Annotated in this window: 26 protein-coding genes, 1 tRNA gene and 2 pseudogenes; 12 read left to right on the top strand and 17 right to left on the bottom strand. The window is 40.9% G+C overall.

Going from position 1 to position 25,983, the window contains the following annotated elements; translation table 11 throughout:
* Positions 1-3: 3 nt before the first annotated feature.
* From ACEQZT_RS11740 to ACEQZT_RS11730, 3 genes are all read left to right on the top strand, one after another.
* Positions 4-717: an NADH:ubiquinone reductase (Na(+)-transporting) subunit D gene (locus tag ACEQZT_RS11740; protein WP_370089631.1), complete on the top strand. Its 714-nt coding sequence runs from the start codon at positions 4-6 to the stop codon at positions 715-717.
* 18 nt (positions 718-735) lie between these two features.
* Positions 736-1,347, top strand: a complete 612-nt coding sequence (gene nqrE / locus ACEQZT_RS11735) for an NADH:ubiquinone reductase (Na(+)-transporting) subunit E (RefSeq protein WP_370089630.1) — start codon at positions 736-738, stop codon at positions 1,345-1,347.
* A 107-nt stretch (positions 1,348-1,454) separates the two neighbouring features.
* Positions 1,455-2,012, top strand: a complete 558-nt coding sequence (locus tag ACEQZT_RS11730; RefSeq protein WP_370089629.1) for a porin family protein — start codon at positions 1,455-1,457, stop codon at positions 2,010-2,012.
* Positions 2,013-2,222: 210 nt separating this feature from the next.
* On the opposite strand, the gene ACEQZT_RS11725 is transcribed toward ACEQZT_RS11730, so the two are convergent.
* The gene (locus ACEQZT_RS11725) at positions 2,223-2,945 is read right to left on the bottom strand and encodes a DUF547 domain-containing protein (RefSeq protein WP_370089628.1); all 723 of its coding nucleotides are present in this window, start codon (positions 2,943-2,945) and stop codon (positions 2,223-2,225) included.
* A gap of 99 nt (positions 2,946-3,044) precedes the next feature.
* A complete protein-coding gene (locus tag ACEQZT_RS11720) occupies positions 3,045-3,674 on the bottom strand; it encodes a lysostaphin resistance A-like protein (protein WP_370089627.1) in 630 nt (209 codons plus the stop codon).
* Positions 3,675-3,846: 172 nt separating this feature from the next.
* On the opposite strand from ACEQZT_RS11720, the gene ACEQZT_RS11715 reads away from it, so the two are divergent.
* The 3 genes and pseudogenes from ACEQZT_RS11715 to ACEQZT_RS11705 all read left to right on the top strand — a co-directional run.
* The gene (locus ACEQZT_RS11715) at positions 3,847-4,116 is read left to right on the top strand and encodes a hypothetical protein (RefSeq protein ID WP_370089626.1); all 270 of its coding nucleotides are present in this window, start codon (positions 3,847-3,849) and stop codon (positions 4,114-4,116) included.
* Positions 4,117-4,234: 118 nt separating this feature from the next.
* A pseudogene (locus ACEQZT_RS11710) lies at positions 4,235-4,417 on the top strand (hypothetical protein); the annotation flags it as partial.
* Positions 4,418-4,489: 72 nt separating this feature from the next.
* Positions 4,490-5,593: pseudogene (locus tag ACEQZT_RS11705) on the top strand (thrombospondin type 3 repeat-containing protein); the annotation flags it as partial.
* Positions 5,594-5,668: 75 nt separating this feature from the next.
* On the opposite strand, the gene ACEQZT_RS11700 reads toward ACEQZT_RS11705, so the two are convergent.
* The 8 genes from ACEQZT_RS11700 to ACEQZT_RS11665 all read right to left on the bottom strand — a co-directional run bounded on the left by ACEQZT_RS11700 (position 5,669) and on the right by ACEQZT_RS11665 (position 12,074).
* Positions 5,669-6,085 (bottom strand): BrxA/BrxB family bacilliredoxin, encoded by a 417-nt coding sequence (locus tag ACEQZT_RS11700; protein ID WP_370089625.1) that lies wholly within the window; start codon positions 6,083-6,085, stop codon positions 5,669-5,671.
* 31 nt (positions 6,086-6,116) lie between these two features.
* On the bottom strand, positions 6,117-6,449 hold the full coding sequence (locus ACEQZT_RS11695) for an iron-sulfur cluster assembly protein (RefSeq protein ID WP_370089624.1): 333 nt from the start codon (positions 6,447-6,449) through the stop codon (positions 6,117-6,119).
* Entirely contained in the window at positions 6,446-6,877 is a 432-nt protein-coding gene (locus tag ACEQZT_RS11690; protein WP_370089623.1) for a SufE family protein, read from the bottom strand. The genes ACEQZT_RS11695 and ACEQZT_RS11690 overlap by 4 nt, the downstream gene beginning before the upstream one ends.
* Entirely contained in the window at positions 6,877-8,112 is a 1,236-nt protein-coding gene (locus ACEQZT_RS11685) for an aminotransferase class V-fold PLP-dependent enzyme (RefSeq protein WP_370089622.1), read from the bottom strand. The genes ACEQZT_RS11690 and ACEQZT_RS11685 overlap by 1 nt, the downstream gene beginning before the upstream one ends.
* Complete coding sequence (sufD, locus tag ACEQZT_RS11680; RefSeq protein ID WP_370089621.1) at positions 8,112-9,296, bottom strand: Fe-S cluster assembly protein SufD; 1,185 nt, start codon at positions 9,294-9,296, stop codon at positions 8,112-8,114. Before sufD ends, ACEQZT_RS11685 begins: the two co-directional genes overlap by 1 nt.
* On the bottom strand, positions 9,293-10,048 hold the full coding sequence (gene sufC / locus ACEQZT_RS11675) for a Fe-S cluster assembly ATPase SufC (protein WP_370089620.1): 756 nt from the start codon (positions 10,046-10,048) through the stop codon (positions 9,293-9,295). Before sufC ends, sufD begins: the two co-directional genes overlap by 4 nt.
* Before the next feature lie 18 nt (positions 10,049-10,066).
* A complete protein-coding gene (sufB, locus tag ACEQZT_RS11670) occupies positions 10,067-11,512 on the bottom strand; it encodes a Fe-S cluster assembly protein SufB (protein ID WP_370089619.1) in 1,446 nt (481 codons plus the stop codon).
* A 100-nt stretch (positions 11,513-11,612) separates the two neighbouring features.
* Entirely contained in the window at positions 11,613-12,074 is a 462-nt protein-coding gene (locus ACEQZT_RS11665; protein ID WP_370089618.1) for a winged helix-turn-helix transcriptional regulator, read from the bottom strand.
* A 131-nt stretch (positions 12,075-12,205) separates the two neighbouring features.
* Between ACEQZT_RS11665 and ACEQZT_RS11660 the strand changes: the two genes are divergently transcribed.
* The 4 genes from ACEQZT_RS11660 (at position 12,206) to ACEQZT_RS11645 (ending at position 16,107) form a co-directional block, all read left to right on the top strand.
* Positions 12,206-12,352 (top strand) — tRNA-OTHER (locus tag ACEQZT_RS11660).
* 124 nt (positions 12,353-12,476) lie between these two features.
* Complete coding sequence (locus ACEQZT_RS11655) at positions 12,477-14,165, top strand: AMP-binding protein (RefSeq protein WP_370089617.1); 1,689 nt, start codon at positions 12,477-12,479, stop codon at positions 14,163-14,165.
* Positions 14,166-14,167: 2 nt separating this feature from the next.
* Positions 14,168-15,088: a DUF3078 domain-containing protein gene (locus ACEQZT_RS11650; protein WP_370089616.1), complete on the top strand. Its 921-nt coding sequence runs from the start codon at positions 14,168-14,170 to the stop codon at positions 15,086-15,088.
* 92 nt (positions 15,089-15,180) lie between these two features.
* Positions 15,181-16,107 (top strand): sterol desaturase family protein, encoded by a 927-nt coding sequence (locus tag ACEQZT_RS11645; RefSeq protein WP_370089615.1) that lies wholly within the window; start codon positions 15,181-15,183, stop codon positions 16,105-16,107.
* Here the strand turns inward: ACEQZT_RS11645 and ACEQZT_RS11640 are convergent.
* The 3 genes from ACEQZT_RS11640 to ACEQZT_RS11630 all read right to left on the bottom strand — a co-directional run bounded on the left by ACEQZT_RS11640 (position 16,088) and on the right by ACEQZT_RS11630 (position 19,959).
* Positions 16,088-16,990: a mechanosensitive ion channel family protein gene (locus ACEQZT_RS11640; RefSeq protein WP_370089614.1), complete on the bottom strand. Its 903-nt coding sequence runs from the start codon at positions 16,988-16,990 to the stop codon at positions 16,088-16,090. The genes ACEQZT_RS11645 and ACEQZT_RS11640 overlap by 20 nt on opposite strands.
* A 66-nt stretch (positions 16,991-17,056) precedes the next feature.
* Positions 17,057-19,153 (bottom strand): ComEA family DNA-binding protein, encoded by a 2,097-nt coding sequence (locus tag ACEQZT_RS11635; RefSeq protein WP_370089613.1) that lies wholly within the window; start codon positions 19,151-19,153, stop codon positions 17,057-17,059.
* Positions 19,150-19,959: a hypothetical protein gene (locus ACEQZT_RS11630; RefSeq protein WP_370089612.1), complete on the bottom strand. Its 810-nt coding sequence runs from the start codon at positions 19,957-19,959 to the stop codon at positions 19,150-19,152. The genes ACEQZT_RS11635 and ACEQZT_RS11630 overlap by 4 nt, the downstream gene beginning before the upstream one ends.
* A 55-nt stretch (positions 19,960-20,014) precedes the next feature.
* On the opposite strand from ACEQZT_RS11630, the gene ACEQZT_RS11625 reads away from it, so the two are divergent.
* Positions 20,015-20,632 carry a toxin-antitoxin system YwqK family antitoxin gene (locus ACEQZT_RS11625; RefSeq protein ID WP_370089611.1) on the top strand — a complete coding sequence of 206 codons (618 nt, stop codon included), beginning with the start codon at positions 20,015-20,017 and terminating at the stop codon, positions 20,630-20,632.
* Here the strand turns inward: ACEQZT_RS11625 and ACEQZT_RS11620 are convergent.
* Positions 20,629-22,035 (bottom strand): BamA/TamA family outer membrane protein, encoded by a 1,407-nt coding sequence (locus ACEQZT_RS11620; RefSeq protein ID WP_370089610.1) that lies wholly within the window; start codon positions 22,033-22,035, stop codon positions 20,629-20,631. The genes ACEQZT_RS11625 and ACEQZT_RS11620 overlap by 4 nt on opposite strands.
* A 103-nt stretch (positions 22,036-22,138) precedes the next feature.
* Here ACEQZT_RS11620 and yidD point away from each other — a divergent pair, with 103 nt between their 5' ends.
* A complete protein-coding gene (gene yidD / locus ACEQZT_RS11615) occupies positions 22,139-22,357 on the top strand; it encodes a membrane protein insertion efficiency factor YidD (protein ID WP_370089609.1) in 219 nt (72 codons plus the stop codon).
* A gap of 6 nt (positions 22,358-22,363) precedes the next feature.
* On the opposite strand, the gene ACEQZT_RS11610 is transcribed toward yidD, so the two are convergent.
* The 3 genes from ACEQZT_RS11610 to ACEQZT_RS11600 all read right to left on the bottom strand — a co-directional run bounded on the left by ACEQZT_RS11610 (position 22,364) and on the right by ACEQZT_RS11600 (position 25,868).
* Positions 22,364-23,761: a fibrobacter succinogenes major paralogous domain-containing protein gene (locus ACEQZT_RS11610; RefSeq protein ID WP_370089608.1), complete on the bottom strand. Its 1,398-nt coding sequence runs from the start codon at positions 23,759-23,761 to the stop codon at positions 22,364-22,366.
* Positions 23,762-23,822: 61 nt separating this feature from the next.
* On the bottom strand, positions 23,823-24,644 hold the full coding sequence (locus tag ACEQZT_RS11605) for a peptidylprolyl isomerase (RefSeq protein ID WP_370089607.1): 822 nt from the start codon (positions 24,642-24,644) through the stop codon (positions 23,823-23,825).
* 267 nt (positions 24,645-24,911) lie between these two features.
* Positions 24,912-25,868, bottom strand: a complete 957-nt coding sequence (locus tag ACEQZT_RS11600; RefSeq protein WP_370089606.1) for a hypothetical protein — start codon at positions 25,866-25,868, stop codon at positions 24,912-24,914.
* Positions 25,869-25,983: the final 115 nt, after the last annotated feature.

Raw genomic sequence — 25,983 nt, 5'->3', positions numbered from 1 at the left:
AATATGAGTACTGAAATTGCAGAAGTGTCAGAAGAATCAGCTGTAGCATTAAAATCAAAGGAGCCTGCAGAGCCATTGTTTTCCAAAAGGAGAAAGCGCATTGTTTCGGATCCCCTCAATGAAGACAACCCGATTACCGTTCAGGTTCTGGGTATTTGTTCTGCGTTGGCAGTGACTGTTCAGTTCAAGCCGACCATGATCATGTCTATTGCGGTAATTTTTGTGATCGTATTCTCGAATTTGATCACCTCGGTTATGCGTAAGATCATTCCTAATCGAATTCGAATCATCGTTCAGCTGGCCATCATCGCAACCTTAGTAACACTTGTTAGTGAGGTCCTCAAGGCTTATAGCTATGACATGTATAAAATCCTGGGAGCATACGTTGGGCTAATTATTACCAACTGTATCGTAATGGGACGATTGGAGGCATTTGCAATGGCTAACAAACCTTACGATTCTATCCTTGATGGTTTTGGAAGTGGTTTCGGGTACGCATGGATCATCCTTGTGGTGGCATTTTTCAGGGAGCTACTTGGAGGAGGAACTGTGTTCGTAGGGACTCCACTGGAATTTGATGTTTATGGATCAATTGGAGGTCTATTAGGAACATCACTACAAACGAACGGATTAATGGTCGATTCCATTGGAGCATTCATCATCCTTGGAGTTATCATTTGGATACAAAGAACTAAAAACGGTTACGTAGAGCACTAAGCAAAGAAGATTAGAATTATGGAAGCAATTAACATAGCGATTAAAGCAATTTTCATTGACAACATGATCTTTGCTTACTTTCTTGGAATGTGTTCGTTTTTGGCCGTTTCAAAGAAAGTAAAAACAGCCTTTGGATTAGGAATGGCAGTAATCTTCGTATTGACGATTACTGTGCCAATCAACTGGTTGATTCAGGAAAACGTACTTAAGGAAGGAGCCCTGTCCTGGTTAGGTGCTGATTTTGCAAGTATTGACCTTACTTTCCTTCAGTTTATCATCTTTATTGCAGTAATCGCAGCAATGGTGCAATTGGTTGAGATGATCATTGAGAAATTCTCACCTTCTCTGTACGGATCTCTGGGGATTTTCCTTCCGTTGATAGCGGTAAACTGCTCTATTCTAGGATCGTCTCTATTTATGGTTCAGCGTGATTATACGATTGTAGAGGCCACAGCATTCGGATTTGGATCTGGAACAGGATTCTTCCTTGCTATCATTGCTTTGGCAGCCATTAGAGAAAGATTGAAATACTCTCACGTGCCGAATGGATTGAAAGGTTTAGGTATAACCATGCTTATCACAGGTTTGATGGGACTGGCCTTCAAGTCATTTATCGGAGTAGCACTTTAATTCATCAATAAAATCAACAAAAGGGGTGTTGATCACCCTTTTTTTGTGTCCTTTCTTTTGGGTGTATAGCACTCAGTACTTTACTAATACAAAAACGAAACAACATTATGAAAAAGACTTTACTTACGTTATCTCTTGTATTTATCTCAGCCGTAGCTTTTAGTCAAGTATCTGCAGGTATCGGCATCAAAGCAGGCGCAAACTTTGCCAATACAAATATCTCAGGCTCAGAGTCTATTACATCGCTTCATGGTGGGGCGTATGGACTATTTAAGCTAGCCAATATTGGAATTCAACCTGAAGTTTTATTTTCTAAGCAAGGTTCAAGCTTTACAGGTGGTGGAGAGGTTAATTTGGACTATGTCAATATTCCTGTGATGGTAAAATTTTATCTTCCTGCCGGACTTAACTTTCAAGCCGGTCCCCAATTTGGAATGTTGCTAAATGCTGAAGACGAGGATGGAACAGATTTGAAGGATGGACTTAAAAACTCAGACTTATCAGCTGCACTAGGTGCCGGATGGGATGCTCCTTTCGGACTTCAATTCACTGCGAGATATGTAATAGGGTTATCTGATAACAATGATGGTATTTCGAATGAGGATATAAAGAATAAGACTTTCCAATTATCTATTGGATACACTCTTTTTAAACTGGGTAAATAAGATTTAAAGAAAACTATCAAATAGAGCCGGGGCGTTTTGCTTCGGCTTTTTTTGTGTGGCAGGAGTGACCTCCGACTGCCAAGATTCAGACTTAACACCCGATAAGATGAGCAATAGTGCCAGCGCAATACCACCAATGATGATCAATATTTGTTTTCGGTTCTTCACGTTAGGTTATAGGTATAAAAACTTCAAATCAATTTACCCTTATTAGCGTTCGTTTAGAGACCAATCATATTCTTGAAACTCAACCAGATAATTTTCCGGGACCTTATAAAACTTATACTTGTTTACATACTTTATAAGTGAGCCCGCATTTGCATTGAATTGATCTTTATACCAATCAAAGATTTTATTGAGAGTCACTTTTTGTCCTTTCTCATCCACGTGAACATAGTTTGGTCTATCGATAATTAGTTGAGCACGAAATTCCAATTGCTCTTGCAATTTCTCAGGATAAAAGGCATTGTCATACAGAAAAGGACAGCTTCTGGCCCCACAGCCCAGTGCGAAATGGATTCGTGGATCTTTGGTTGGCTCGATAAGTTTGATAAACTCAATGGCATCTAGGGTAAGAGTCTCTCCAGCAACTTTGAAGGTTTTTACATTAAAAAATCCTTCAATATCCATCGGACTCTTCACAGGATATTTGTCAGTGATTTGCTTGATAACTAAAATGTTATAGGTGTTAATATAGAAGGCTGTCCGGTGATCTTGAGATGTATTTCTTAAATCATAGTGGGAGATTTCATCAACTAGGCTATTCAGTTGACTTGGGTTCTGTTTTAACTTCTCATAATCCACCAAGCCAAAGACTACTTCTTCAAGGAAAAACTCATTGAATCTGTAAAATATAGTAGCAGTATCCTGAATCTGACCTATTGAAGTAAAATGAATACTTGCAAGTAGGAATATCAAAACAATCTTTCTCATGAAACTATATTTAACCTTATGAAGGTACTTCACAGAGCTATTTTATTTTTCAATCTATGAGCGATTCCACGCAATTTGTATTTCATAAGACATTAGATACTATAGCCCCAATACCCCAAATACTTCATCAAATGGGTCTAAGCCTACAACAGTGTAGTAGAAAATAGCTCCGAGCCATCCATGAAATATCCCTAAGACGTATAGGTTTCTGCTTTTTAAATAGATGTAACTATAAAATATGGCCAGGATAAATGTGCCGATCACCAGCCACCAATACGGATAGTGAAGAAGGGCAAATAGGGTAGAGGATATGAGAATTATGGTGCGCTCATTGAGCTTCCCTGAATCTTGTAGATTTCCAGCAACCAATGCCATCAGGAGAAATTGCTGTAATGTTCCAAATAGTGGATACAATGCCAGTATCGGAAGTATATGCCAATGAATATTGATTGTACCTTGAGTATATCCGATGATTATACAGGTTAATACGGAAAGTATTCCAAAGGGCACAACTCTCCTTAAAATCAAACTGAAATTATCCAATCGGAAGCCCCAATGCTTTAGAATCTGAGGAGAGTTTTTGATACGCTTGAAGACATAAATTCCCCAGAAAGCAAACATCAATATGATGAAAATCAGGCGCTGATCCAGTAAATCGTAGAAGATGAACTTCCCGAATGCTGTGGACGCCACCGCTGAAATTTCAAATAAGCGGGTGTTTAGTTTCATAAATTTATAAGTAACTGAGGGGAATCATAGGATTCGAATCTACTAGTGTGTTAAAATTAGCTATTCGTCGAATTGCTAACGAAATACCCAAAATGTGGTATTTCAAATAGCGGAACTAGCCAATAACTTTCTAATAAGAATTAAAGCTATCATACTCACAACTTTACTCACTATGAACGCACAGCAAGTTATTACCAAATTTCTTGTCCAAATCATCCTTCAGGATGCTTTTAAGGATCGAGAGCAGACAAAAATTTTTATTCCCATTTCATTCGCTCGCGAGCTTGAAAAAAGTTTAAAACTCAAAACCTATAAGGATATTCAGTATGGAGGCTATCGAGTGATTTGTGGTCCCTTTGACAATATTGCAGCCTATAATAAGACCAGAGATGTTCAAATGGTTATCACCACACAAGGGGAGGTTGTTGAAGGACCACTTTGATACATGTCACTTCATACATCGATACGACACTATAAGTACAAAAAAATCTTATATTAGTACAATATTTTGATAAATTTTGTACATCTTTATATGTTTTAATTCGGCCGTATTGTGCCGAATGTCTACCGCTAAATTTTTCAGGATTATGAAAGCCACAGTCACCCAGTCAGCTAGATCAATTTTGCAGTCACTTTTCTTAATCATTACCATGCTCTCTCTGGTGATCTTTATTTCTTGTACCAAGGATGAAGATCCACCGTCTATCGATACAGATAAAGACGGCATTGTAGATGAAGAGGATAATTGTCCTTTGGTCAGCAATCCTGATCAAGAGGATTCAGATAATGATGGAATCGGGGACGTCTGTGAGGATGATGAGGACGGAGATGGTATTCCTGATGATGTAGATAATTGTCCTGAAACTGAAAACCCTGACCAGGCAGATGCCGATGAAGATGGTATTGGTGACGTGTGCGATCCTGTTCCAACAACTGTTGAGCAGGACAAGGATAATATCCAGGCTTCACTTGATGCTACTTTAGACTGTATTTTAACCTTTGAAAATGGTTTAGCTATTGAGACAGTCTTAACTGATTTTATGGGTATTAGCAATGGTGATACAGTAAATCTAGTATGGATTGATTCACTGGTATCTAGATTAGGTGAAGTAGCACCTCAAACGGAAGAAAGTCGCTTTGATATTGACCTTTTTGAAGGAACATATACGTTCAATCCAAGTGATACTTCATGGACAAGAGCAGAAGACCAGACAGCCAAGGTTGTAATAAACTTTGCTACCAGTCCTGATAAAAACTCTAACAATGCCACTTTGACCATCAGCAACTACTCAGATACAGAAGTAGATATAAATGAGAGCATCATGTATTTACCTACCTCTGTGGATATATCGTTGGTCGTTGATGGACAGGATGTGATTACCGTCGACCTGAATCATGTGGAATATGCCACAAATGCCGGATTCCAGATTCCTGTTGAAATCGATCTTGGGTTATATGTAAATCCTTATTCTCTTTCTTTAGTAGTAGACAGGCCATCTAATTTAGAATTTGTTCTTGATTTAGATTTTTCAGATGACGATGATGTATGTGCTACCGGTATTCATGCAGAGGTGGAATTAGCCAGTGATGATTTTCAGAATTTGACGGAAAAGGATTTACTGAAAGCAACGTTTGCCCTCTATAGCAATGATATGGCAATTCAATCCAATGGAGGAATAGCTGAGATATTGCAAATTACAGATCCTACTGTCGCTCAAATAAATTCGTTCCTTGATCTGGAGATTCTTATTAATAATATAAAAATAGCTGATGTTATTTTTGAAGATGATGGAATGGATGGTGTGATTGTCTTATTAGAATTTAAAGACGAGAGTACTGTAGATGCTGCGACCTATTATGATGATTTCATTCTTGAACTTGAAAGCATATTTGAGTCATATTTTGGGACTAGTAACTAAAAGAAAAAACTAGTAATTAAAAAAGCCTCTATCCAAATCGGATAGAGGCTTTTTTAAATAGTAATGAGCTTATTTCTAGCAAAACTCTTCGTAAACCTGCTCTAGGTGATCAGCAATCATCTCAGCAGATCGTCCTTCAATGTGATGTCTCTCTACCATGTGTGCAAGTTCGCCATCTTTAAAAAGGGCAATAGCTGGAGAAGATGGAGGGAACGGAAGGGTATACTCCCTTGCCTTCTGCGTGGCTTCAATATCAAATCCTGCAAATACTGTGGTTAAGTTGTCAGGTTTCTTACTGGACTTTTGAAGGGATAACAAAACCCCAGGTCTGCATGTGCCTGCAGCACATCCACATACCGAATTGATCACCAACAGGGAAGTACCCTTGTGATCTTTCAAGTGATTTTCTACGTCGCTTCCTGTGGTCAATTCTGTGAAACCGTTTTCAGTAAGCTGAGCTTTCATCGGAGCTACTAATTCCGCTGGATACATATTCGTTTTATTTAAATCAGTTATTTTATTTCTACATAAACCCTAGTTCCAACTTTGCCTCTTCAGACATCATGTCCGTAGCATATGGAGGGTCAAAAGTCAATTCTATATTCACATCGTTCACACCTGGCACCTCTCGGACATTCGCCTCTATTTCGCTCGGAATGCTCTCTGCTGCTGGGCAGGAGGGCGATGTTAATGTCATCACTATCTCTACATTGTTTACTGGCAGAATATTGATCTCGTAAATCAACCCGAGTTCATAAACATCCACCGGAATTTCAGGATCATAAACACCTTTAATGGCGCGTATAATGTCTTCTTTCAGAGCTAGTGTATCGTTATTTGTATTTGTGTCACTCATGATTCCTGCTTTGCTGAATACGCCAGAGCGTATAACTTCATTTGCTTAATCATCGCTGCAAATCCATTGGATCTTTGCGTGCCAATGAATCTATCCATTCCTATTTGTTTAGGAAAGTAGATTTCTGCATTCATAACATCACTCGGGGATGATTGATTCAATACTCTCACCAGCAAGCTTACCAGCCCTTTGGTAATAGCCGTATTTGAGTCTGCTCTGAATTGGATCCTATCATTTTCCATTTCCGCCAACATCCAAACTTTGGATTGACATCCTTTCACAATGTTATCTTCAATCCGAGCTGAATCAGGGAACGACCCAAGTTCGGCACCTAGCTCCATGATATAATCAAGCGTCATTTCCATATCTCCATCTAGCATGGAAAACTCTTCTATTATCTCCTCCTGACGTTGTTTGATTAAATCCATCAGCTAAATTTTTTCACAATATTTTCAAGCGCTTCACAGAACACATCAATTTCCTCTTTGGTGTTGTAAACTGCAAAAGAAGCTCGCACGGTTCCATCTATTTCAAGGAAATCCATTAATGGTTGGGTACAATGATGCCCCGTTCTTACCGCAATCCCTCTCGCGTCCAGCAGTTGTCCCAAATCGTAGGGATGTACATTATCAATCAAAAATGAAATAACACTAGCCTTCTTATCTGCAGTGCCAATAGGCCTAAATCCAGATATTCTATTCAGCTTTTGATTGGCGTAATCGAGCAGCTCATGCTCGTATTCAGCTATTTTCTCATGACCGATCTCGTCAATAAAGTCCATCGCATATTTGAATGCGATCACCTCACCGATATTCGGAGTGCCAGCTTCAAACTTGTATGGGATGTCATTGAATGTAGTTCCGCTAAAGGATACGTCTTTAATCATTTCACCACCGCCTTGATAAGGGGGCATAGCCTCTAAAATATCTCGATGGCCATAGAGTACACCCACACCCGTAGGACCATACATTTTATGACTCGAGAGTGCCAGGAAGTCACAGTCTAAGTCCTGTACATCAATCTTGATGTGTGGAGCTGCCTGAGCAGCATCTATTAATGTGGTGGCGCCTTTTTCTTGTGCAAGAGTAATAATCTCTTTTATCGGATTTATTGTTCCAAGGGAATTGGATACATAATTCACTGCCACCAACTTGGTTTTCTCACTCAATAGCTTTTTGTACTCATCCATCAAAATCTCACCCTTCTCATTGATGGGGATCACCTTGATGATGGCCCCAGATCGCTCAGCAGCTAGCTGCCATGGAACAATGTTGGAGTGATGCTCTAGTTGAGAAATTAGAATTTCGTCTCCCGGCTTGAGAAATTTTGAACCCCATGATTGAGCCACCAGGTTGATACTCTCTGTGGTACCCTTGGTAAATATGATTTCATCAGCTTCTGCAGAGTTGATAAACTGATGAACCTTTTCTCTCGTTGCTTCAAAGCCTTTGGTAGATCGCTCAGCGAGTGTATGTATTCCACGGTGAATATTTGCGTGATCCTTTTCGTAGAATTGAATCAATGAGTTTACAACCCGCTTTGCTGTCTGAGATGAGGCTGCATTGTCAAAGTAGATAAGTGGTTTCCCGTTTATCTCCTGGTTAAGTACAGGAAATTCATTTCTAATTTTTTGAATATCAAATGTAGAAATGTCCTCTTTCATCAGGTTAATTTTTGATCAATTAGTTGCTGAACTTCGTCCTTGATGGACTCCACTTTGATGTGCCCCATGGTTTCTAATGCAAATGCTTTAAGAATCATGGCTTTAGCATTTTTCTCGTTGATCCCTCTGGCTCTGAGATAGAATATGGCATCTTCATCCAACTGACCTGAAGTACATCCGTGAGAGCATTTCACATCATCCGCCCAGATTTCCAGCTGAGGTTTAGTGTGCAAGGTGGCATCTTCTGAGAGTAAAATGTTATTGTTTGACTGGAACGCATTTGTCTTTTGCGCATCTTGTCTTACATAAATCTTACCATTAAATATACCTGTCGATTTTTCGTCGAGGATACCTTTATACATCTCATTGCTATATGAATTTGGTTTCATGTGATCAACAGATGTGTTGTTGTCAACGTGTGACTTCTTATCAAGTAGAAACAGTCCATACATATGCCCTTCACAGTTCTCTGCGTCTAGGTTGATAGTAAGGTTGTTTCGAACCATTGCTCCCTCAAATGAAAAGGTATTGTTGTAGAAATGTGAGTCTTTGGCTACATCTGCAACGACGGTTTCATGTGAGTATGTCGCATCGTTATAGTTCTGTACTTTGGTGTGATAGCCAAATGCGTTCTTTCCAACAGAAAACTCTATATAAGAGTTGGTGAAGGTTTTGGTATCCTCTGGAGTAATCAATTTTTCAACTAAACGAAACGTGTGACCATCTTTGATTGTCACCTTTATTCTGGGATTCGACATCCCGTTTGAGTTGAAGTGATAAACATAAACAGGCGCTTCCTGTCCAGACTCAATTCTCACTTCCTCCGCAGCGTAAGCTGTATTCAAAAGACTGAAAGGATCATGCTTTCCCTCAGTCACATCTCCAACCTCAAACTTTAGGGTGTTAGAAAATTTAGAATGATCCTTGGAGAAAATGCCATTGATGAAAACTAGGTGGCTACCTTCCTCCTCATAAAGTTTCTTTGCATCAAAGATGTTTTCAGCCGTGGCACTAAAATCAATATTCTTTTTGAGGATAGAAGTGATAGGAGTGAACTTGTACGCCTCAGATTTTTTGTGAGGAAGTCCGATCTCATTTAGCATTTCCAGAGCCTCTTTCTGGGTTTTATTGCCTTGGAAAGAGCTGGTCAATTGATCCAATATGGTGGTTTCTTCCCTGATCATACTGCTGCTACTTCTTCTTTAATCCAGTCGTATCCTTTTTCTTCAAGCTCCAATGCCAGACTCTTATCTCCGGACTTCACAATTCTTCCTTTGTATAAAACGTGCACATAGTCTGGAACAATGTAATCCAGCAGACGCTGATAGTGAGTTACTACAATGGTCGCAGTGTCTTTGGTTTTTAATTTATTGACCCCATCGGCAACAATCTTTAACGCATCAATATCTAACCCGGAATCTGTCTCGTCCAGAATGGAAAGCTTAGGCTCCAGCATAGCCATTTGAAAGATTTCGTTTCTTTTTTTCTCACCGCCAGAGAATCCTTCGTTTAGGGATCTGCTTAATAGCGACTGATCGATATCCACAAGCTTCATCTTTTCCTTCATCAACTTCAGGAAGTTAACAGCATCCAAAGCTTTCTCACCTCTGGCTTCACGCACCTGATTGATTGCGGTTTTCAGGAAGTTAGTTGTGGATACTCCAGGTATTTCCACCGGGTATTGAAAAGCCAGAAAAATACCTTTTTGAGCTCGTTCTTCAGGGCTTAATTCCAAAAGGTCTTCATTCTCGAATGTTACAGATCCTTTGGTAATATCATAATCTTCTCTTCCAGCGAGCACAGATGCAAGTGTACTTTTGCCTGAACCATTAGGGCCCATAATGGCATGTACTTCACCAGCCTTTACTTCCAGATCAATGCCCTTTAGAATTTCCTTGTCCTCGATGGAGGCATGCAAATTTTTAATCGAAATCATACGTTTTATTGAGTTGATTTATCCAACGCTACCTTCAAGGGTAAGCGCCAATAATTTTTGAGCTTCTACAGCAAACTCCATTGGGAGCTTGTTCATTACTTCTTTTGCGAATCCGTTGACAATCAGTGCAACGGCAGTCTCTTCATCTATACCTCGCTGCTGGCAGTAGAATATCTGATCCTCACCAATTTTTGAAGTGGTGGCTTCATGCTCCACTTGTGCTGTCTTATTTTTTATATCAATGTATGGAAATGTGTGTGCGCCACATTTATCTCCCATAAGAAGCGAATCACATTGAGAGAAGTTGCGTGAGTTTTCTGCACGTTTCATTATCTCCACCTGACCTCTGTAGCTATTTTGAGACTTACCTGCTGAAATTCCTTTTGATACAATTCGTGAACGGGTATTCCTCCCTATATGAATCATTTTAGTTCCGGTATCTGCTTGCTGGTGGTTGTTTGTCACAGCTACAGAGTAGAACTCACCTACTGAATTATCACCTTTTAAAATGCAAGAAGGGTACTTCCAGGTCACCGCCGACCCAGTTTCCACCTGAGTCCAGGAGATTTTAGAGTGATCACCGGCACAGATTCCTCGTTTGGTCACAAAGTTGTAAATGCCACCTTTGCCGTTCTTATCACCAGGATACCAATTTTGTACAGTCGAATACTTTACTTCCGCTTTCTTAGCTGCGTAGATTTCCACTACCGCAGCATGTAATTGATTTTCATCTCGCTGCGGCGCAGTACATCCTTCCAGATAGCTTACATAGCTTTCATCCTCAGCTACAATAAGCGTCCGCTCAAACTGTCCTGTATTAGCTGCATTGATACGGAAATAAGTGGAGAGTTCCATTGGGCATCTCACTCCTTTAGGGATGTAGCAAAATGAGCCATCAGAAAATACCGCAGAGTTAAGTGCTGCATAGTAGTTGTCATTTGCGGGTACAACCGAACCCAAATATTTCTTTACTAATTCAGGGTGCTCGTGAACTGCTTCACTAAAGGAGCAAAAGATTACTCCAAGCTCAGAAAGCTTTTCTTTAAATGTGGTGGCTACTGAAACTGAATCTATGACTGCATCTACAGCCACACCGGTTAGTCTTTTTTGCTCTTGAAGCGATATTCCTAGACGTTCAAAAGTTTTGAGTAATTCAGGGTCAACTTCATCCAGACTTTTTGGTTTTTTATCTTGCTTGGGAGCGGAATAGTACCTAATGGCCTGAAAGTCGATTTTTGGATACTTGACATTGGGCCACTTTGGCTCTGTCATATTCTGCCATAAATCGAATGCCTTTAGACGCCAATCAAGAAGCCATTGAGGTTCTTCTTTTTTGGCCGAAATGAAACGAACTATGTCCTCATTGATACCAAGTGGAGCCTCATCTGCTTCAAAATCCACAGACCATCCGTGCTCATATTCTTTGGAGGTAAATTCTTCTAATATTTGATCGTCAGTGCTCATCTACTTTCCTTCGTTTCGGAGTGCAAAGGTACTACTTATTTATAGTAATTCTAAATAAGAACAAGGAAGTTGAAAGAAGGTTCGATGTGCTTTTACTTTCTTAGAAAATTAGGTGCTTGTTCACACTTTCTTCCAGCGAAATGAATGTCTCTGTACTTTCAATCCCATCCACCTTTTGAATCTTATCGTGAAGCACATCCCGAAGGTGGGAGGTACCCTTACAATAAATTTTGCAGAAGATATTGTAGTTGCCTGTTGTGTACCTGATGGTGGCGATCTCTGGAATTTCCTTGAGTTCGCTTACCACCCGATCGTATAAGGAGCTTTTTTCCAGGTAGATACCTAAGAAGCAGGTAATGTCATAGCCCAGCTTTCCGTAATCGATTTTGAGGGTGGTACCTTTTACAATGCCCATTTCTTCCAGCTTTTTCATCCTCACGTGGACAGTTCCTCCGGACACGAACACTTTCTTAGCGACCTCTGTATATGGCATTTTAGCATCCTCTGACAAAATATTCAGAATCTTAAGGTCTACATTATCAATCTCATAATTTTTACTCATATCGTACAGCTAAATTTGAAAATTTATTATTTAAATCGTTTTAAATTAAATTAAATGTAAAATTTTAACTAAATTATTAAATAAATTTTAATAAAACCACCATTCTATTAAATTTGAATCATCAAACACACTGTAGAGTGGTGAAACTGGCAGACATGCCCTCCTCTCTCGGGGGTGGAGATAAGGGATAAATCCCGGTAGGTTCTCTCTCGGTCTTGAATCGGGAGAGAACGTCTGGGGCTAACTGCTCCGTGGAGGTTCGAATCCTCCCTCTACAGCTTTGGGTTAATGTTGTTTATTTAAGGTCTTGGTAGGGGTGCCAAGGCCTTTTTTTATGGTAATTACTTTCTCAGTAAACCTCATCGCTTATCTTTATCGGCACTAAATGAACCAAGCCCTAACATGAAGAAACAACCTTGGCACGCCAACTACCCCGAAGGAGTCCGATTGGAGATTAATCCTGACAGTTATTCATCGCTTCCAGAGATGGTCGATGAAAAGATCGCTCAGTATGGTGATCTTGTTGCATTTGAAAACATGGGGAAGGAAATGACCTTCTCAGAGTTGGGAACTGCAATAGATCAATTTGCATCCTATCTGCAAAATCATACAGACTTAAAGCAAGGAGACAGGATTGCAATTCAAATGCCCAACCTTCTTCAATATCCAGTGGTAATTTATGGTGCACTGAAAGCAGGTATGGTGGTTGTGAATACCAACCCCCTTTACACACCAAGCGAAATGCTTCACCAGTTCAATGATTCCGGTGCGAAAGCGATCGTGATTGTTGAAAATTTTGCCAGCAATTTGGAAGAGATCATCACAGAGACCCAGATTGAAACTGTGATCGTGACGAAGATCGGAGACATGATCGGAGGCCTGAAGGGCAGCATCGTCAATTTCGTGGTGAAGAACATCAAGAAGATGGTGCCTTCTTACAGTCTGCCTGGTGCTATTCCTTTCAAAAAAGCTCTAAGCCTTGGATCTCAAAATCCAGTTGCTAAAGTAGCTATCGAAAGATCAGAGCTTGCATTTTTGCAATATACCGGAGGAACTACAGGGGTATCGAAAGGAGCTATGCTTACACATAGAAATGTGATTGCCAACATAGAGCAGGTGTGTGAATGGATGCTGCATGGTGGGCTAGAGGAAAGAAAAGAAATATTCATCACAGCCTTGCCTATGTATCACATTTTCGCTTTGACATGCAATGCGTTAATGACAGTGCGCATTGGTGCGCGAAATGTTTTGGTAACCAATCCGAGAGATATGAAAGCCTTCCTGAAGGATTTAGGCAGACACAAGTGGACGATTTTGACCGGAGTGAATACGTTGTTCAATGGATTGCTAAATCAGCCATCTTTTAAAAGCCTTGATTTCTCTGAGGTGAAATTCTCATTTGCGGGTGGTATGGCACTGCAAAAATATGTAGCTGATAAATGGTTTGAAGTGACTGGTACACCAGTTTCGGAAGGATACGGATTGACTGAAACTTCACCTGTACTAACAGCTAACCCACTGAAGAAAGATGCAAAGACTGGTTTCATTGGAATGCCAGTACCAAGTACAGAGGTAGTGATTTTGGATGATGCGGGAAAAGAGGTGGCCTATGGAGAACGTGGGGAGCTATGTGCCAGAGGACCTCAGGTCTTTCAGGGATATTGGAACAGACCGGAAGAAACCAAAAATTGTTTTCATGAGGATTGGTTTAAAACCGGGGATATAGCTGTCATAAATGAACAAGGCTTCTTCAAAATTGTTGATAGGAAGAAGGAAATGATTTTGGTTTCAGGTTTCAACGTGTACCCGAACGAAATTGAAGATTGCATTGCCCTTCATGACAAAGTACTTGAGGTTGGTGCAATTGGAGTGCCAGATAAGAAATCTACTGAGGCAGTGAAGGTCTACATTGTAAAAGCTGATCAAAGCTTAACCGAGGAAGAAATTGTGGAACACTGCAAGGAAAACCTCACTGGTTATAAACGGCCTAAATACATCGAATTCATTGATGAATTGCCAAAATCGAATGTTGGAAAAATTTTGCGTAGAATCCTTAAAGAAAACGACTTAAAAACAAACTCTTACGACTAAATATGAGATTAAAAATTTCGGTACTACTTGCCTTTTTATCTAGCATTTCATTTTCGCAAACAGCGAGTTCGGACACTACCTACTGGCGCATTGGAGGTGCGAGTTCACTCACATTTTCTCAAGTTTCTCTAACCAACTGGGCTGCTGGAGGACAAAACTCAGTTGCCATTAATTCCAATTTTGGAATTTTTGCCAATCGTGTGAAAGGTCGAGGGAAGTGGGAAAACTCAATGGATCTGGCTTATGGATTGATTAAGCAAGGCTCGGCAGGGTTTAGCAAATCTGATGACCTGATAAACCTGGTTACCAAATACAGTTTTCAGGTAAGGAAAGACAATGGAAAATGGTTTTATAGTGCCTTGATGGACTTTAGATCACAGTTTTATGAAGGGTTTGATGCGGAGACCGGACTGGTGAAAATATCTGATTTCATGGCACCAGGCTATCTCACGATTGGTCTTGGTATATCCTATGATCCAAGTGATAAACTAAGTTTTACTTATCAGCCGCTTACCGGGAAGTTTACTTTCGTTAGAGATCAGGATTTGGCCAATCAAGGAGCTTATGGTGTAGAACCTGCCGTATTTGCTGGCGATGGTGTTACCGTATTGACTCCCGGAAAAAAGTCTAGAGCTGAATTTGGTTCTTTCTTTAGAGCAAAATATAAAAATGACATTTTTGAGAGTAAGCTTGAGCTCTTTACCGGATATACCCAGAGTGTAGGAGAGGTGGATGTCAACTGGCAAAATGCTCTCATTTTGCAGCTTACCAAAGTGTTGTCTACCAATGTATTTACGCAGCTAATCTACGATGAGGATATCCTGATCGCCGGAGATGATGGAGAAACTAAACCAAGAGTCCAGTTTAAAAGTGTGCTCGGGGTGGGGTTGACCTACAAATTTGGAAAAAAGAGACAGCAATAATGATTTAACATGAATTGAGGCTAGGATAGAAGATTTTAAACTATCCTTGTCACCTTATTTTATAAAGTAAATTAAAAAGAAGAGAGAAAGTTATGCCTGAGTTTAGTGCCGTTGAAGGAATGAAGTATATCTACCCAATCCTGATTGGATTTATGGTGGTGGAGTATCTGGTAGCAAAAGAAAACTATGAGCTAAAGGATTCTCTAGCAGGATTTGGAATTGCGTTGGGCGCTTCCATTGTTGCTTCATTCACCAAAGTATTTACTGTAGTAGTAGTTTTCCAGTGGTTTTTCGATGTGCTTGAACCAGTGAGAGAGCAATATCTTGGATACACGACCATTGGATTTGCCTGGTGGGCATGGGTTTTGGCTATCCTGGCCGATGACTTTAATTTTTATTGGCATCATAGGTTGAGCCACACAGTCAGAGTTTTGTGGGCAGCACATGTGCCGCACCATTCTTCAAAAAATTTCAACTTTGCTGTAAGCATTCGAAATGGGTGGTTTATCACTTTATACAAGCCTATTTTTTGGTTGTGGATGGCCTGCATCGGATTTGAGCCGGTGATGATTGGAACAGCATTGATTATCAATGCAACGTATCAGTATTTCCTTCACACGAAATTGCTCGGGTCTCTTGGATTCTTTGGAAAGATATTCAATAACCCATACGTACATGCCGTGCACCACTCCAGCAATGTGGAGTACCTAGACAAGAATCACGGTGGGATTTTCCTCTTCTGGGATCATGTTTTCGGTACATGGCAGAATATCATTCCAGGAGTAGAACCTAAGTATGGCATATTAAAAGACCCGGAAACCTACAATCCAATAAAACTTAACACCCATGAGTTTGAAGCCATTTTTAAAGACGTGAAGCAGGCAAAAAGTCTTAAGCATGCGCTCATGTATATTTTTGGCCCTCCGGGATGGAGCCCTGATAATAGCACGCTCACGGTAAAGCAAATACAGGCTGGAGAAACTCCAAAGGATGAGTCTGCTACTTCTGCAGCGGCGTAGGTTCTACGTTTGACTTAATATAAATATCGCGTTGAGGGAATGGAATTTCTATTCCCTTTTCTTTGAACTTTTGAAAGATCTCAAAATAAAGCTCAGTTTTTAACCTCCTGGGTTTGTCGGTGTGTGTAGATGTCCAGATTGCTAGTGTAAAGTTGAGAGAACTATCACCAAATTCATCAAAAAACACATGGGGTGCCGGGTGTTTCAACACATGCTCATTTTCAGAAGCCACCTTTAGAAGTACCTCGCGCACTGCCACAGGGTCTTCACTGTAGCTCACTCCCACGGGGATGTCAAATCGAATATTCCGGTCATTGTGGCTCCAGTTAATTACTCGGGAAGAAATAAACTCTGAGTTTGGAACGATGATCGATACATTCTCATTTGTAAGGATGGTTGTTGCTCTTACCGAAATATTGATCACATCTCCCTCAGTATCTCCAACCACAATTCTGTCACCTACTTTGATGGGTTTTTCAAAAAGGATGATGATACCGGAAATGAAATTGTCTGTGATATTTTGAAGTCCAAATCCAATGCCGACACCAAGAGCACCAGCGAGTAGACTCAGCGAGCTCATGTCGATACCTGCGCTCTGAACAATGAAAATGGAACCAACAAACATTATCATCACACGGGTGATGAGTCCGATGGAATTTCTGGCACCTTTCTCTACATTGGCCTTCACCAATATTTTATTTACCAGCAGGTTTCTAAAACGCTTGGCAACAAAAGTGAGAACAAGAAAACTGACAAGAAAGTAAAGGATGGTGCCCAGGGTTATATCGCTTTTTCCCAGGCTAAAAAGATTGGTAGTGAATATTTCTCCTACGCTGGTGAGAAACTCAATTATGTTGCCCCAGATATCTTTTAATGATTGCATCCTCGAAGATTATGTATAGTAAACCTAACTCAGAACTTCGAGAAATGGAATTTGTTCGTTCCCATATCAAAACTTGATTCTTAGCATGGCTTTTACTTCACTGGAGGTATCGCCTTCAGCTAAGTCCAGTCCTGATCCGACAGTTTCCTGATTGCGGTAGGAAAAACGAGCGTAGCGCAACCAGAACGAAACATTGCGAATGGGATCGTAGCGAACCATTGCATAAGAACGCACACCTGTGCCGAAATAAGCCGGTATAGAAAAGGCATAAAGCACATCACTTTCATACACATATTGGGCATTGTCAAAATTATCCGTTTCAAACAGAGCCATTCGGGTATTGAATTTGAGTTTCCACACATCAAAATTGACATCCTGAATGATCGCAAACCCCTTAGTAAACTCTTCGCCTTCATTTTGTGTGCTGCTTTGCACCTTTGTTTTCAGCTTCAGCCAGGGCTTTAGGGTGTAGTCTATGTTGAAAATGAAATTACGCTTAATCTGATCAGTCAAGACATTTAGATTTTCATCTGCAATGGTCACCTGCCTGTTTTGTTGTCTCATTTGAGCATAGAGTGTGACTTCCCTGCTTGGAAAGTGGGAGTATCTAGCGAGCCATTCGCTACCTACTGAAGGTGCTTCTGTTTGGTATTTCAGCCAGGGAAATTTGAACCGATCGTAATACACGTTGAGTTTGTGCCTTCTGTTTGGTTTGATGGAAAGCCCCCAGTAGGTTCCTGTCTCATTAATGTTTCTTGAATTTTCAGAAAAAGCATTTCCATAAAATGAATGAAAATCTCGATCATAATTTCTGAGAACCATAGCCATATCCACCGTGCGCGAAAGGCTGGCCACAAGCCCACCCACAGCACCGATCCCTCCACTCTTTGAGCGTGCAGCCTCACCAAAGAAGGTGAAGTTTTGCCAGGTATAGTTTGCATAAGCGGAGGTGATGAAGTTACGGTCACCTTTAAATTCAAATTGATTGTAATTATTCGGCTTACGTTGAAGGGGCCGACTGTATTGACTATTCAAGCCAGAAACTCCAATTGTCAATCTTCGATGTGGCTGATATTGGACCACTGCTCCAATTGACTGCTCCTGGATTTGATCTTTGGAGGCAAGCTCGCTAGGAGTACGGTGAAAACCGGTATTTTGAATAGAGTTTACAAACTCCTCAAAATCTGAAAACGTGGTGTCAGTTTGGATATTTCCATCTTGATTTAGGTGTGAATAAAAGACAGTGAGCTCAAAATCCCCTTGCTTTCGTGTGAGTCCTGCACCTCTAAAAAAACCAGACTCCAGCACAGAAGTATATGACCTTAACCCTATGCTATTTCGCTTAGCCGTATTGACCGTTTCAGCTCCTTTTCCGGCATTGAATCCCGCACCAAACACAATACCCTGACCGACCTGCAATTGGAAGTCTCCCAGCATAATTTTGTCAAAGCCAAGTTTGTTTTCAAGCAGAAGATGGAAGGAATAGAAATCAAATCCATACTGACCATTCTCAAAACCAAATCGCTCTCCATTGTCTTTTTCAAAAGTGAAACCGAGACTAAAATCGTCGCGATGACTGGTGCGGAATCTGCCATAGATTTTATTCGGTGATCCCGCATAACGCGTAGGTGCTGTGGTTGTGGTGTCAATAATATTGCCACTACCATCTCTCGTAAAAGTGGTGTCCAAAGGAAGAGCCGGAGTGTACCCAATCTGCTCTTCTAGTCTTCTGGAATATCGTAGCAAGAAATAGTTGTTTTCTTCCTCGACAATACGTTTAAGGAGTGGTCGGTTGTCTGTGAGAGATTCTTCTACGGTTACAAATGGCTGAAGCAAACGAATGGTTTCGAGATCCATTTCGGGTATGGCTTGAAGCTCATAGATTGAAAGAAAATCTCCAAACCTATCTCTGTAGCTAAAGAAGCTGGATAACTGTGCGGGATTGAGAACGTAGAGTGATGCTAGCTCATCAGGTTCTACCTTATTCAGATTTAGCTTATTGCTGTAGTAGAGTAGCAGGGATTCGTAGATGTCTTCATATGAGATATCCTCATCCTGCACCTGAAACAGTCGTTCTGCAAATTGCTCCAGGTCGATTTCTTCATTCTGGCTATAAGAGGTTAAGCCAGCTAATAGCAACCCTATGGTCAGCCATTTTTTCATTTTATAAATGTGTAGGCGACTGAAATCTCATGGATACTACCAAGTCGGGAGTCGTTTGAGTATGCATAGTCAAACTTTAAATTTTTTGGATGGAAACCCACTCCAAATGCTCCCAGGAAAGGTTCGGTACTAATTCCAGTACGGACAAATACATTTTCCACAACCTGATATTCAATACCAGCTTTGAAAACTTCATCAAAGTCCAAATCCTTTTCTACTTCCAGGTTAATCATCAGTTCGTCTGAAGGGCGGTATGATAATCCTCCTTTCATGATGGTCGGAATCTTATCAGCGGTTTCCGTATCAAGTTGAGCTTGATTGAGATTGAAAATATGCATCCCAAATCGTAGTTGCTTGTTGATTTCTGCAATACCACCAAACTGAATAGCCAAAGCTCTATTGGTGCCTATGGTGGAAATGTTGTATTGAAGTAGATCAACTCCCAATGCGAGGCTCACCATTTGAATTTTATTTCCAAAGGCTAAATGAACCCGCTGCTCACTGTACAGATCGTCTCCAAATTTGTAAAACCCAACCCCGGCGTTTCCAATATCAGAATGATAAACTGCTCCAGCTCCTACTACTTGAAATTCTGTAACACCAAAACGATTTTGGTATGCTGCAAAAGCCGAATGATTTTCCACTCGTCCAAGCCCGCCTATATTATTGAAAAGACTGTACTCATCACCAAGCGTAAGGGATGCCCCAGCCATCCCGGCGCTGCGGCCTCCCAGATTATATTTTCCGTCCTGAGCACTCACCAAATGGGCTAGTAAAAGGAGAGAAGAGAAAAAGACAAACTTCATGACTGCAAAGTATGCATTTGGTTCGTTTATTTCAATAATTGTAACTTAAGTAGCGATGAAGATACTTGCCATTATCGGGGTGTTTCTTACTTTTTTTGTTCAGGCACAAAGCCCGGATACGGTTTTGTATGGAGATGGAAGCATAAAGACAATTGGAAAAAGTGGTGAAGGTGGCTTAAAGCAGGGGCAGTGGAAATACTATTATCCAGGTGGTGAGCCGAGTGCATTGCTCAATTATGAGGATGGAGAATTAAACGGAATACAGATGTATTATGGGTTTAATGGAAGCTTGATAGCCCTTGAAAATTATGAAAGGGGACTACTGGTGGATACTGCTTCATATTTTTATCCTACAGGGCAACTGGAAAAGTACGGAACCTATCAAGATGGCTTATATGAGGGTGTGTGGGAATTCTATTATGAAAATGGCAGTATAAAGCGGCAGGGCTTTTATTCTCAGGGTGTCCCTAACGGCCAATGGACTTTCTACTTTGAGAGTGGAAAACTGAATCAAGCCGGGGAGCTTATCGACGGGCTGGAGGATGGGCTGTGGGTGTACTTTGATGAGGAAGGCAATCAGCTTTATGAGGGAGAATGGGCTAATGGGGAGAAAGTCGGGCAGTGGTACTATTTCAAAAAAGGAAAGAAGAAAGCCTGGAAAAACTTTGACTAAAAAAGCGACAGGATATTCACAAAGAAGTAATTATTGCCTTGCGAATTTCTGGAGAGTTCAAATCTGAAGGTGAAGTCATTTACCAATACAAGATCCAAACCTGTCCCGACACTATACAAATATTGATCAGTTAACAGATCACTTCCATCATAGTCCGGGTAGCCAACCGCATACCCCTGATCAAAATACACCTTTCCGTAAATGATAATAGGAAAGGTCTGAAATTGGCGCACTGGCATCACCTTACTAATGTTATATTTTCGGCCAAAGAGCTGATGCTTGAATTCGTTTCGCTGCAGCACATACGAGCTGGCTTCAATGATGTTGAGATCATAGCCACGGATAATTTCCTTCAGAAAACCAACAGAGCTGTAGTTGAAGTAGCTCTGATTCCTGACTGGGAAAGTGCTCAGAGCCGAAATATTACCAACCAGGAAGAAATTGTCCTTAAAAGCCCAGTACTTGGTGAGATTAGCGCGAGCACTCCAGTAGTCTACACCGTCATTGTAGATACCCAGTCCATGTTTTGATAGCCCCAGCCTGTACCATGCGCCTCTTGTGGGGTAGTTTGGATTATTTCGCCTGTCCCACACATAGGTGTAGCCAAGTGAGAAAGATTGTTGCTGAGTTCGCCCCTCGCCGAGGTAGTTAGGGTTGAGACTGGCTACTGTATCTGCCACATCTACTCGCGTGTGCCTGAGACTGGTAAGGTGATAAGAGTAAAATGAACTTCTGTAAGAATGGACAACAGAATTTCGGTAAGCCCGACGCAATACATTTTCACGTGAAGAGGCAAATCGTCGTACATTTTCAATAGTGGTGATCGGCACATTTTTAGATTCAAAATAGCTGGTACTAAATAGCAGCCCGTTTTTTTGTTTTTTGTCTATGTAAGGAACCTGATAATAGAGGTTGAGTACCGTTTCGAAACCGGTTTGCAGCCACAGTCTGAGTATTTCATTTCTCCCTCTAAAATTGAACTGGGTCAGTTTCAAACCATAATTGACCCTGCTAAGATCACGATCTCTATTGACCCACCAGTCATTGAAATTTCGGTCCGTCAGGCGAAAAATGGGTAATGGATATAAGTACCATCTTTCATCTACCAAAATCCTAACATCCGTTTTTCCTTCCTCGATATTGATCAGGCTGATATCAACTTTATTGAAAAGGTTGGTGCCGTAGATCCTGTTTTTGTTCCAGACAAACATACTGTCCAGCTGGTATCTCGTGTAGGTACTATCAATCTCAAAGCTTAGCTCACGGGTGATGATCTGAGGTTTGGTTTTGTAGTTGCCTTCAATAAGGATTTGCTTGATCTGAAGCAACTCAGAAGAATCAGATTGAGCGAAAGCCTGCATGGCTAATCCGAAAAGAAAGAATTTAAACAGGATTTTTTTCACTCAATGAATTTTGACATTTACCTATCAGAATGCTTGATGGTTAACGCACAAACAGAACGATTTTTTATGGAGCGTGCAAGTTTTGATTGGTACTTTTACAAGTGTGAATCGGTTACTAAAGAAAATCCTCATTTTCCCTATACTGGTATATCAATACTCGATTTCTCCACTTTTCCCTCAGTCCTGTAGGTTCACCCCCACCTGCTCTCAATATGCGAAGGAGGCCATTCAGAAGTATGGTTGGAAAGGATTCCTTATGGGACTAAAGCGCATTAGCAAGTGCCATCCCTGGGGTGGGAGTGGCTATGACCCGGTGGAGTGATTAAAATCAGTCTTTAATACAACGGCATGAAAATCCATTTCCTTTATTGGATGAGTTAGAACTTGTGTATCTAATCAATCTCTCATCTCCAGAAACAAGATGTCTGCTTATTCCATGATCAGCATTATATCCTTCTTCGGAACTCCAGAAAACGGCACGTTCTCGCAAATAAGAAAAATGACCATTTACATAGTATGCCCAGCCGGCTGGTATGGCGTTGAAGCCCGAAGCATTGGTTGCATCGCTGTTGGGAGCTTCCCAGTGCTCAGTTCCAGTTTCTTTCATTTTAGACCCAGCAATACTACCACCTCCTAAATAAGTTCCTAATTCATTCCATTCTTCATCGGTAGGTATGTGCCACCCTGTAGGACATAGCTTTCCGGTATTTACTGCGTACCAGTTATAAAGTGGACCATATTCGGTTTCAGTATGGTCATACCAAGCATAAGCACCGGTAGTATTATCCTCCCAAGCAGTAATGTTTGTGCCTGGGTATTCAATTGGGTTCCCATCATTGTAAGTAGTAGCTCTTAGATTTTCAGCCATCCATAGTTGAGTACCTAAATGGATTGTTTTGTAAGTTTTTCCATCTCTAGCATCAACCAAATCTTCACCGGGGATTCCTATGGGTGTGATTTCGATTGTTAAAGGTGTGTCACCATAAGTATATAGGCTTTCTATGGTATAAGTTTCATTATATGAATGGTATCCCTCCTTTAATATTTCAATATCATAGGTATCAAAACCATCTTTTATAGTCACAGAATTGTTGGCAATGGCAATAAGTTCTTCTGTGTATTCATAATCTGTTGATGTGATATTCAAGGTTGCCTCTAAAAATGAATCCAAATTTCCCTGTTCAGATACATTTATCAAAAAGCTAAAAACAGGTACCTCAGTAAGGTTAAAACCAACTAGCCCAAAATCTTCGGCAACCAGTCCTTCAGTAGATATTACTTCAACTAAAACCTCTGTCACATCATTCCCAATAATGGAAAAGTTGATTGGAAGAGGATTGCTCACATTTTGAGCCTGATTAGAGCCTTCAAGTGGAGCAATATGCGTTATGTTATTTTCTGCATCAACAACCAAAAACTCTGTGAGCTTGTAGTTTCCACTTAGCAGTGAGATTTTTTCGGTGATAAGTTGTCCGTTTATTTCAAAAAGGTCAATTGACTCACGATCGTACGCTGTAGACTCTCCTTCAGATGTTTCTATTGTGATCAAGACAGCAACAGCATTAGCAAAGGATCCCTCCTCAATTCGACCCTCATTGTCTTTGCTTGGCGATAGGCTGAAATTCAGTTTTCCTGTATCGTTTGAGGGGTTGTCATCCTTTCCGCACGAAAAACAGATCGCAATAATAAGGGCCAGGGAGGTGGTGGTTTTTAAAATTAAATTCATCGGTGAAAAAATTGGCTTCTGCTAAGATGGCAAAAAAAAATTAAATAGAACTATTTCAGCTCTATTCTAAAATCTCAACACTCAATATTCTCACATCCTCAACCGGCCTATCCTGCGCATTGGTTTCAACCGCCGCAATAGAATCTACTACAGCCAGTCCGCTAATCACTTCACCAAACACGGTGTAGTTTTGATCGAGGTGAGGGGTGCCACCAATGGTTTTATACACTTCCCGATGTGCATCAGGAATACGATATCGTTGAAAATTATCATACTTTTTAGCCAGGGTTGCAAATCGTGAATTGATGCGACGAGCGGTAGACCAGTCATCGGTTTCGAGAGCGATCATAAGTGAGTCCAAGTCATCACGGTAGGCCGAATCATGCTTGATGTAGTACTCTGCCAGCCAGCCATTGATGCGTGTTTCTGCATGGTTGAGTAGGCTGTCATTAAACACTTTTCCCTGTACGATATAAAACTGCGTGCTGCTAGACACCCGATCCGGGTGATTGCCACGTGCAGCTGCCAGCACACCTTTCTTATGAAAAAGGTTTGGAGAAAACTCTGCCGAAACGGTGTAGGGTAAGTCTCCATTACCTAGTGTATCACCGGGCTGAGCATATTTACTTTCAGTGTCTCCGCCCTGGATCATGAAGTTTTCAATTACCCGATGGAACAATACACTATCCAGCACACCATCACTCACAATTTTGATGAAGTTGTCACGATGCAGCGGGGTTTCATTATATAGCTGTAAAACAATTTCTCCTTTGGTGGTCACCATTTTGACCTTTGTCAATGCTGGTTCATCAGTGGATTCTTGTTTGTTTGGTGTGCAGGCTACTAGCAGTAGTCCGATAAGCAGGTAAGTGAGTGATTTCATAATGATGTGTAAGATAGGGAGGGTGGTGAAATTAGTTGGATGAGAACGTCTAACTAGCGAGAGTATGCCCACTAGATGTAAAGAGCACTAAACTAGCGAAACAGCCCAACCTCCGCAACAGTAACTACGAAGTACTGCGTTCCGCAAGTCTAAACCCAGAAAGACAAAAGGAGAGAGGAGAAGAAAAAGTAGCAGAATGGGCGGTGAAGCGGGCGAATTGCAGTGAAAGTGGTAGAAGGCACTAAGGCATATTCGCGCTAGTGCCTGTTAGCTGGCTTTTTCAGCGTTAACCTTTATATGGTTCAGAACTCTATCATGTATGCTGTGAATTATCCAGTCGCTCCAGAGTTTCCAGTAAGCGCCAGGTTTGATGCTATGGCGATACCATGTCGTTCCAACAAGTTGAGTTTGGCCGTTAGGAAGTTCAGTTAATTTGAACTCACCCCGTTCAGATACAAAATAGTCATGCAAATGTGGAGCGTTAATATCCCAAAGACTGTATTCTGTCATCGGTTCTGGTTGCTCGAGAACATCAAACCTTAATGTTGTTGGTGCATCCCACTCGGTTATTGGTTCAACAAAGCTACCAGTATTGAAATTGCAGTACCGAATAGCTCCTTCTCCAGTTCCTTTGATTTCCGAGTCAATTGGATATGAAATGCCAGCTTTGAAAATGAATTCTGTTGGTTCATCCATTCTTGGAAATTCAATAACGTTCGTCCAAACAGTCTCAATATCCGCGTCAATAATCAAGCTAGTTGAAACTGTATAAAGTTGAATTTCGCTAGTCCGTTCTGTAAATGCTGTTATTGGAATGCTTATTAATGTTAGCAGAATTATCGTCAAGGAGTTATCAGGAGTTTTGTTCACCGTTGTTCGTCCGATTAAACTCCCAATCCAAGTTAGAAGAATTCCGATTGGAGCAGCCATAGCAATACAAATCAGTCCTTCAATTGCAAAAAGGATCAAACCAAGTGTGAATACCCCAAGAGTTAGAAAACTGATCTGAGCGGCTTCCTTTTTCGTTATTGTTCGTCCATGTCCGAATAGGGTCGTTGAGACAATACCTATGAGCAAAGGAGTCAACAGGAAAAGAGCTACTCCATATTCACCGATTCCATAAATGCCCCAAATTGTTAAGGGGGTTGCTAGTAGCAGGGTCGCTACGGTCGCAATCCATTTGCGTTTGTTTAGATCAGATGGAAGTTTGTTCAGGAGTTTCATTTTGACGTGCAGTCATGCCAGCTAATTTATAATGTAAAGCACACAAACCCGTGCAAATCGTTAATTTCAGCACAGTTATGGCGTTCAATTGGAAAGTTAACGGTTTTGAAAATAA

It is taken from the genome of Ekhidna sp. (assembly GCF_964218185.1).
Classification (GTDB): domain Bacteria; phylum Bacteroidota; class Bacteroidia; order Cytophagales; family Cyclobacteriaceae; genus Ekhidna.
The sequence above is the reverse complement of the archived record's forward strand: the minus strand, read 5'-3'. Positions and strand labels throughout refer to the sequence as shown.

Excerpts from the sequence above, each read along its gene's own strand:
- ACEQZT_RS11655 (WP_370089617.1), top strand. The coding sequence starts at position 12,477 with ATGAAGAAACAACCTTGGCACGCCAACTACCCCGAAGGAGTCCGATTG.
- ACEQZT_RS11730 (WP_370089629.1), top strand. The coding sequence starts at position 1,455 with ATGAAAAAGACTTTACTTACGTTATCTCTTGTATTTATCTCAGCCGTA.
- sufB (WP_370089619.1), bottom strand. The coding sequence starts at position 11,512 with ATGAGCACTGACGATCAAATATTAGAAGAATTTACCTCCAAAGAATAT.
- ACEQZT_RS11665 (WP_370089618.1), bottom strand. The coding sequence starts at position 12,074 with ATGAGTAAAAATTATGAGATTGATAATGTAGACCTTAAGATTCTGAAT.
- ACEQZT_RS11640 (WP_370089614.1), bottom strand. The coding sequence starts at position 16,990 with ATGCAATCATTAAAAGATATCTGGGGCAACATAATTGAGTTTCTCACC.
- ACEQZT_RS11630 (WP_370089612.1), bottom strand. The coding sequence starts at position 19,959 with ATGAAGTTTGTCTTTTTCTCTTCTCTCCTTTTACTAGCCCATTTGGTG.
- ACEQZT_RS11700 (WP_370089625.1), bottom strand. The coding sequence starts at position 6,085 with ATGTATCCAGCGGAATTAGTAGCTCCGATGAAAGCTCAGCTTACTGAA.
- ACEQZT_RS11715 (WP_370089626.1), top strand. The coding sequence starts at position 3,847 with ATGAACGCACAGCAAGTTATTACCAAATTTCTTGTCCAAATCATCCTT.
- sufC (WP_370089620.1), bottom strand. The coding sequence starts at position 10,048 with ATGATTTCGATTAAAAATTTGCATGCCTCCATCGAGGACAAGGAAATT.
- ACEQZT_RS11625 (WP_370089611.1), top strand. The coding sequence starts at position 20,015 with ATGAAGATACTTGCCATTATCGGGGTGTTTCTTACTTTTTTTGTTCAG.
- ACEQZT_RS11720 (WP_370089627.1), bottom strand. The coding sequence starts at position 3,674 with ATGAAACTAAACACCCGCTTATTTGAAATTTCAGCGGTGGCGTCCACA.
- ACEQZT_RS11685 (WP_370089622.1), bottom strand. The coding sequence starts at position 8,112 with ATGAAAGAGGACATTTCTACATTTGATATTCAAAAAATTAGAAATGAA.
- nqrE (WP_370089630.1), top strand. The coding sequence starts at position 736 with ATGGAAGCAATTAACATAGCGATTAAAGCAATTTTCATTGACAACATG.
- ACEQZT_RS11695 (WP_370089624.1), bottom strand. The coding sequence starts at position 6,449 with ATGAGTGACACAAATACAAATAACGATACACTAGCTCTGAAAGAAGAC.
- ACEQZT_RS11725 (WP_370089628.1), bottom strand. The coding sequence starts at position 2,945 with ATGAGAAAGATTGTTTTGATATTCCTACTTGCAAGTATTCATTTTACT.
- ACEQZT_RS11605 (WP_370089607.1), bottom strand. The coding sequence starts at position 24,644 with ATGAAATCACTCACTTACCTGCTTATCGGACTACTGCTAGTAGCCTGC.
- ACEQZT_RS11650 (WP_370089616.1), top strand. The coding sequence starts at position 14,168 with ATGAGATTAAAAATTTCGGTACTACTTGCCTTTTTATCTAGCATTTCA.
- ACEQZT_RS11645 (WP_370089615.1), top strand. The coding sequence starts at position 15,181 with ATGCCTGAGTTTAGTGCCGTTGAAGGAATGAAGTATATCTACCCAATC.
- ACEQZT_RS11600 (WP_370089606.1), bottom strand. The coding sequence starts at position 25,868 with ATGAAACTCCTGAACAAACTTCCATCTGATCTAAACAAACGCAAATGG.
- ACEQZT_RS11610 (WP_370089608.1), bottom strand. The coding sequence starts at position 23,761 with ATGAATTTAATTTTAAAAACCACCACCTCCCTGGCCCTTATTATTGCG.
- sufD (WP_370089621.1), bottom strand. The coding sequence starts at position 9,296 with ATGATCAGGGAAGAAACCACCATATTGGATCAATTGACCAGCTCTTTC.
- ACEQZT_RS11635 (WP_370089613.1), bottom strand. The coding sequence starts at position 19,153 with ATGAAAAAATGGCTGACCATAGGGTTGCTATTAGCTGGCTTAACCTCT.
- ACEQZT_RS11740 (WP_370089631.1), top strand. The coding sequence starts at position 4 with ATGAGTACTGAAATTGCAGAAGTGTCAGAAGAATCAGCTGTAGCATTA.
- ACEQZT_RS11690 (WP_370089623.1), bottom strand. The coding sequence starts at position 6,877 with ATGGATTTAATCAAACAACGTCAGGAGGAGATAATAGAAGAGTTTTCC.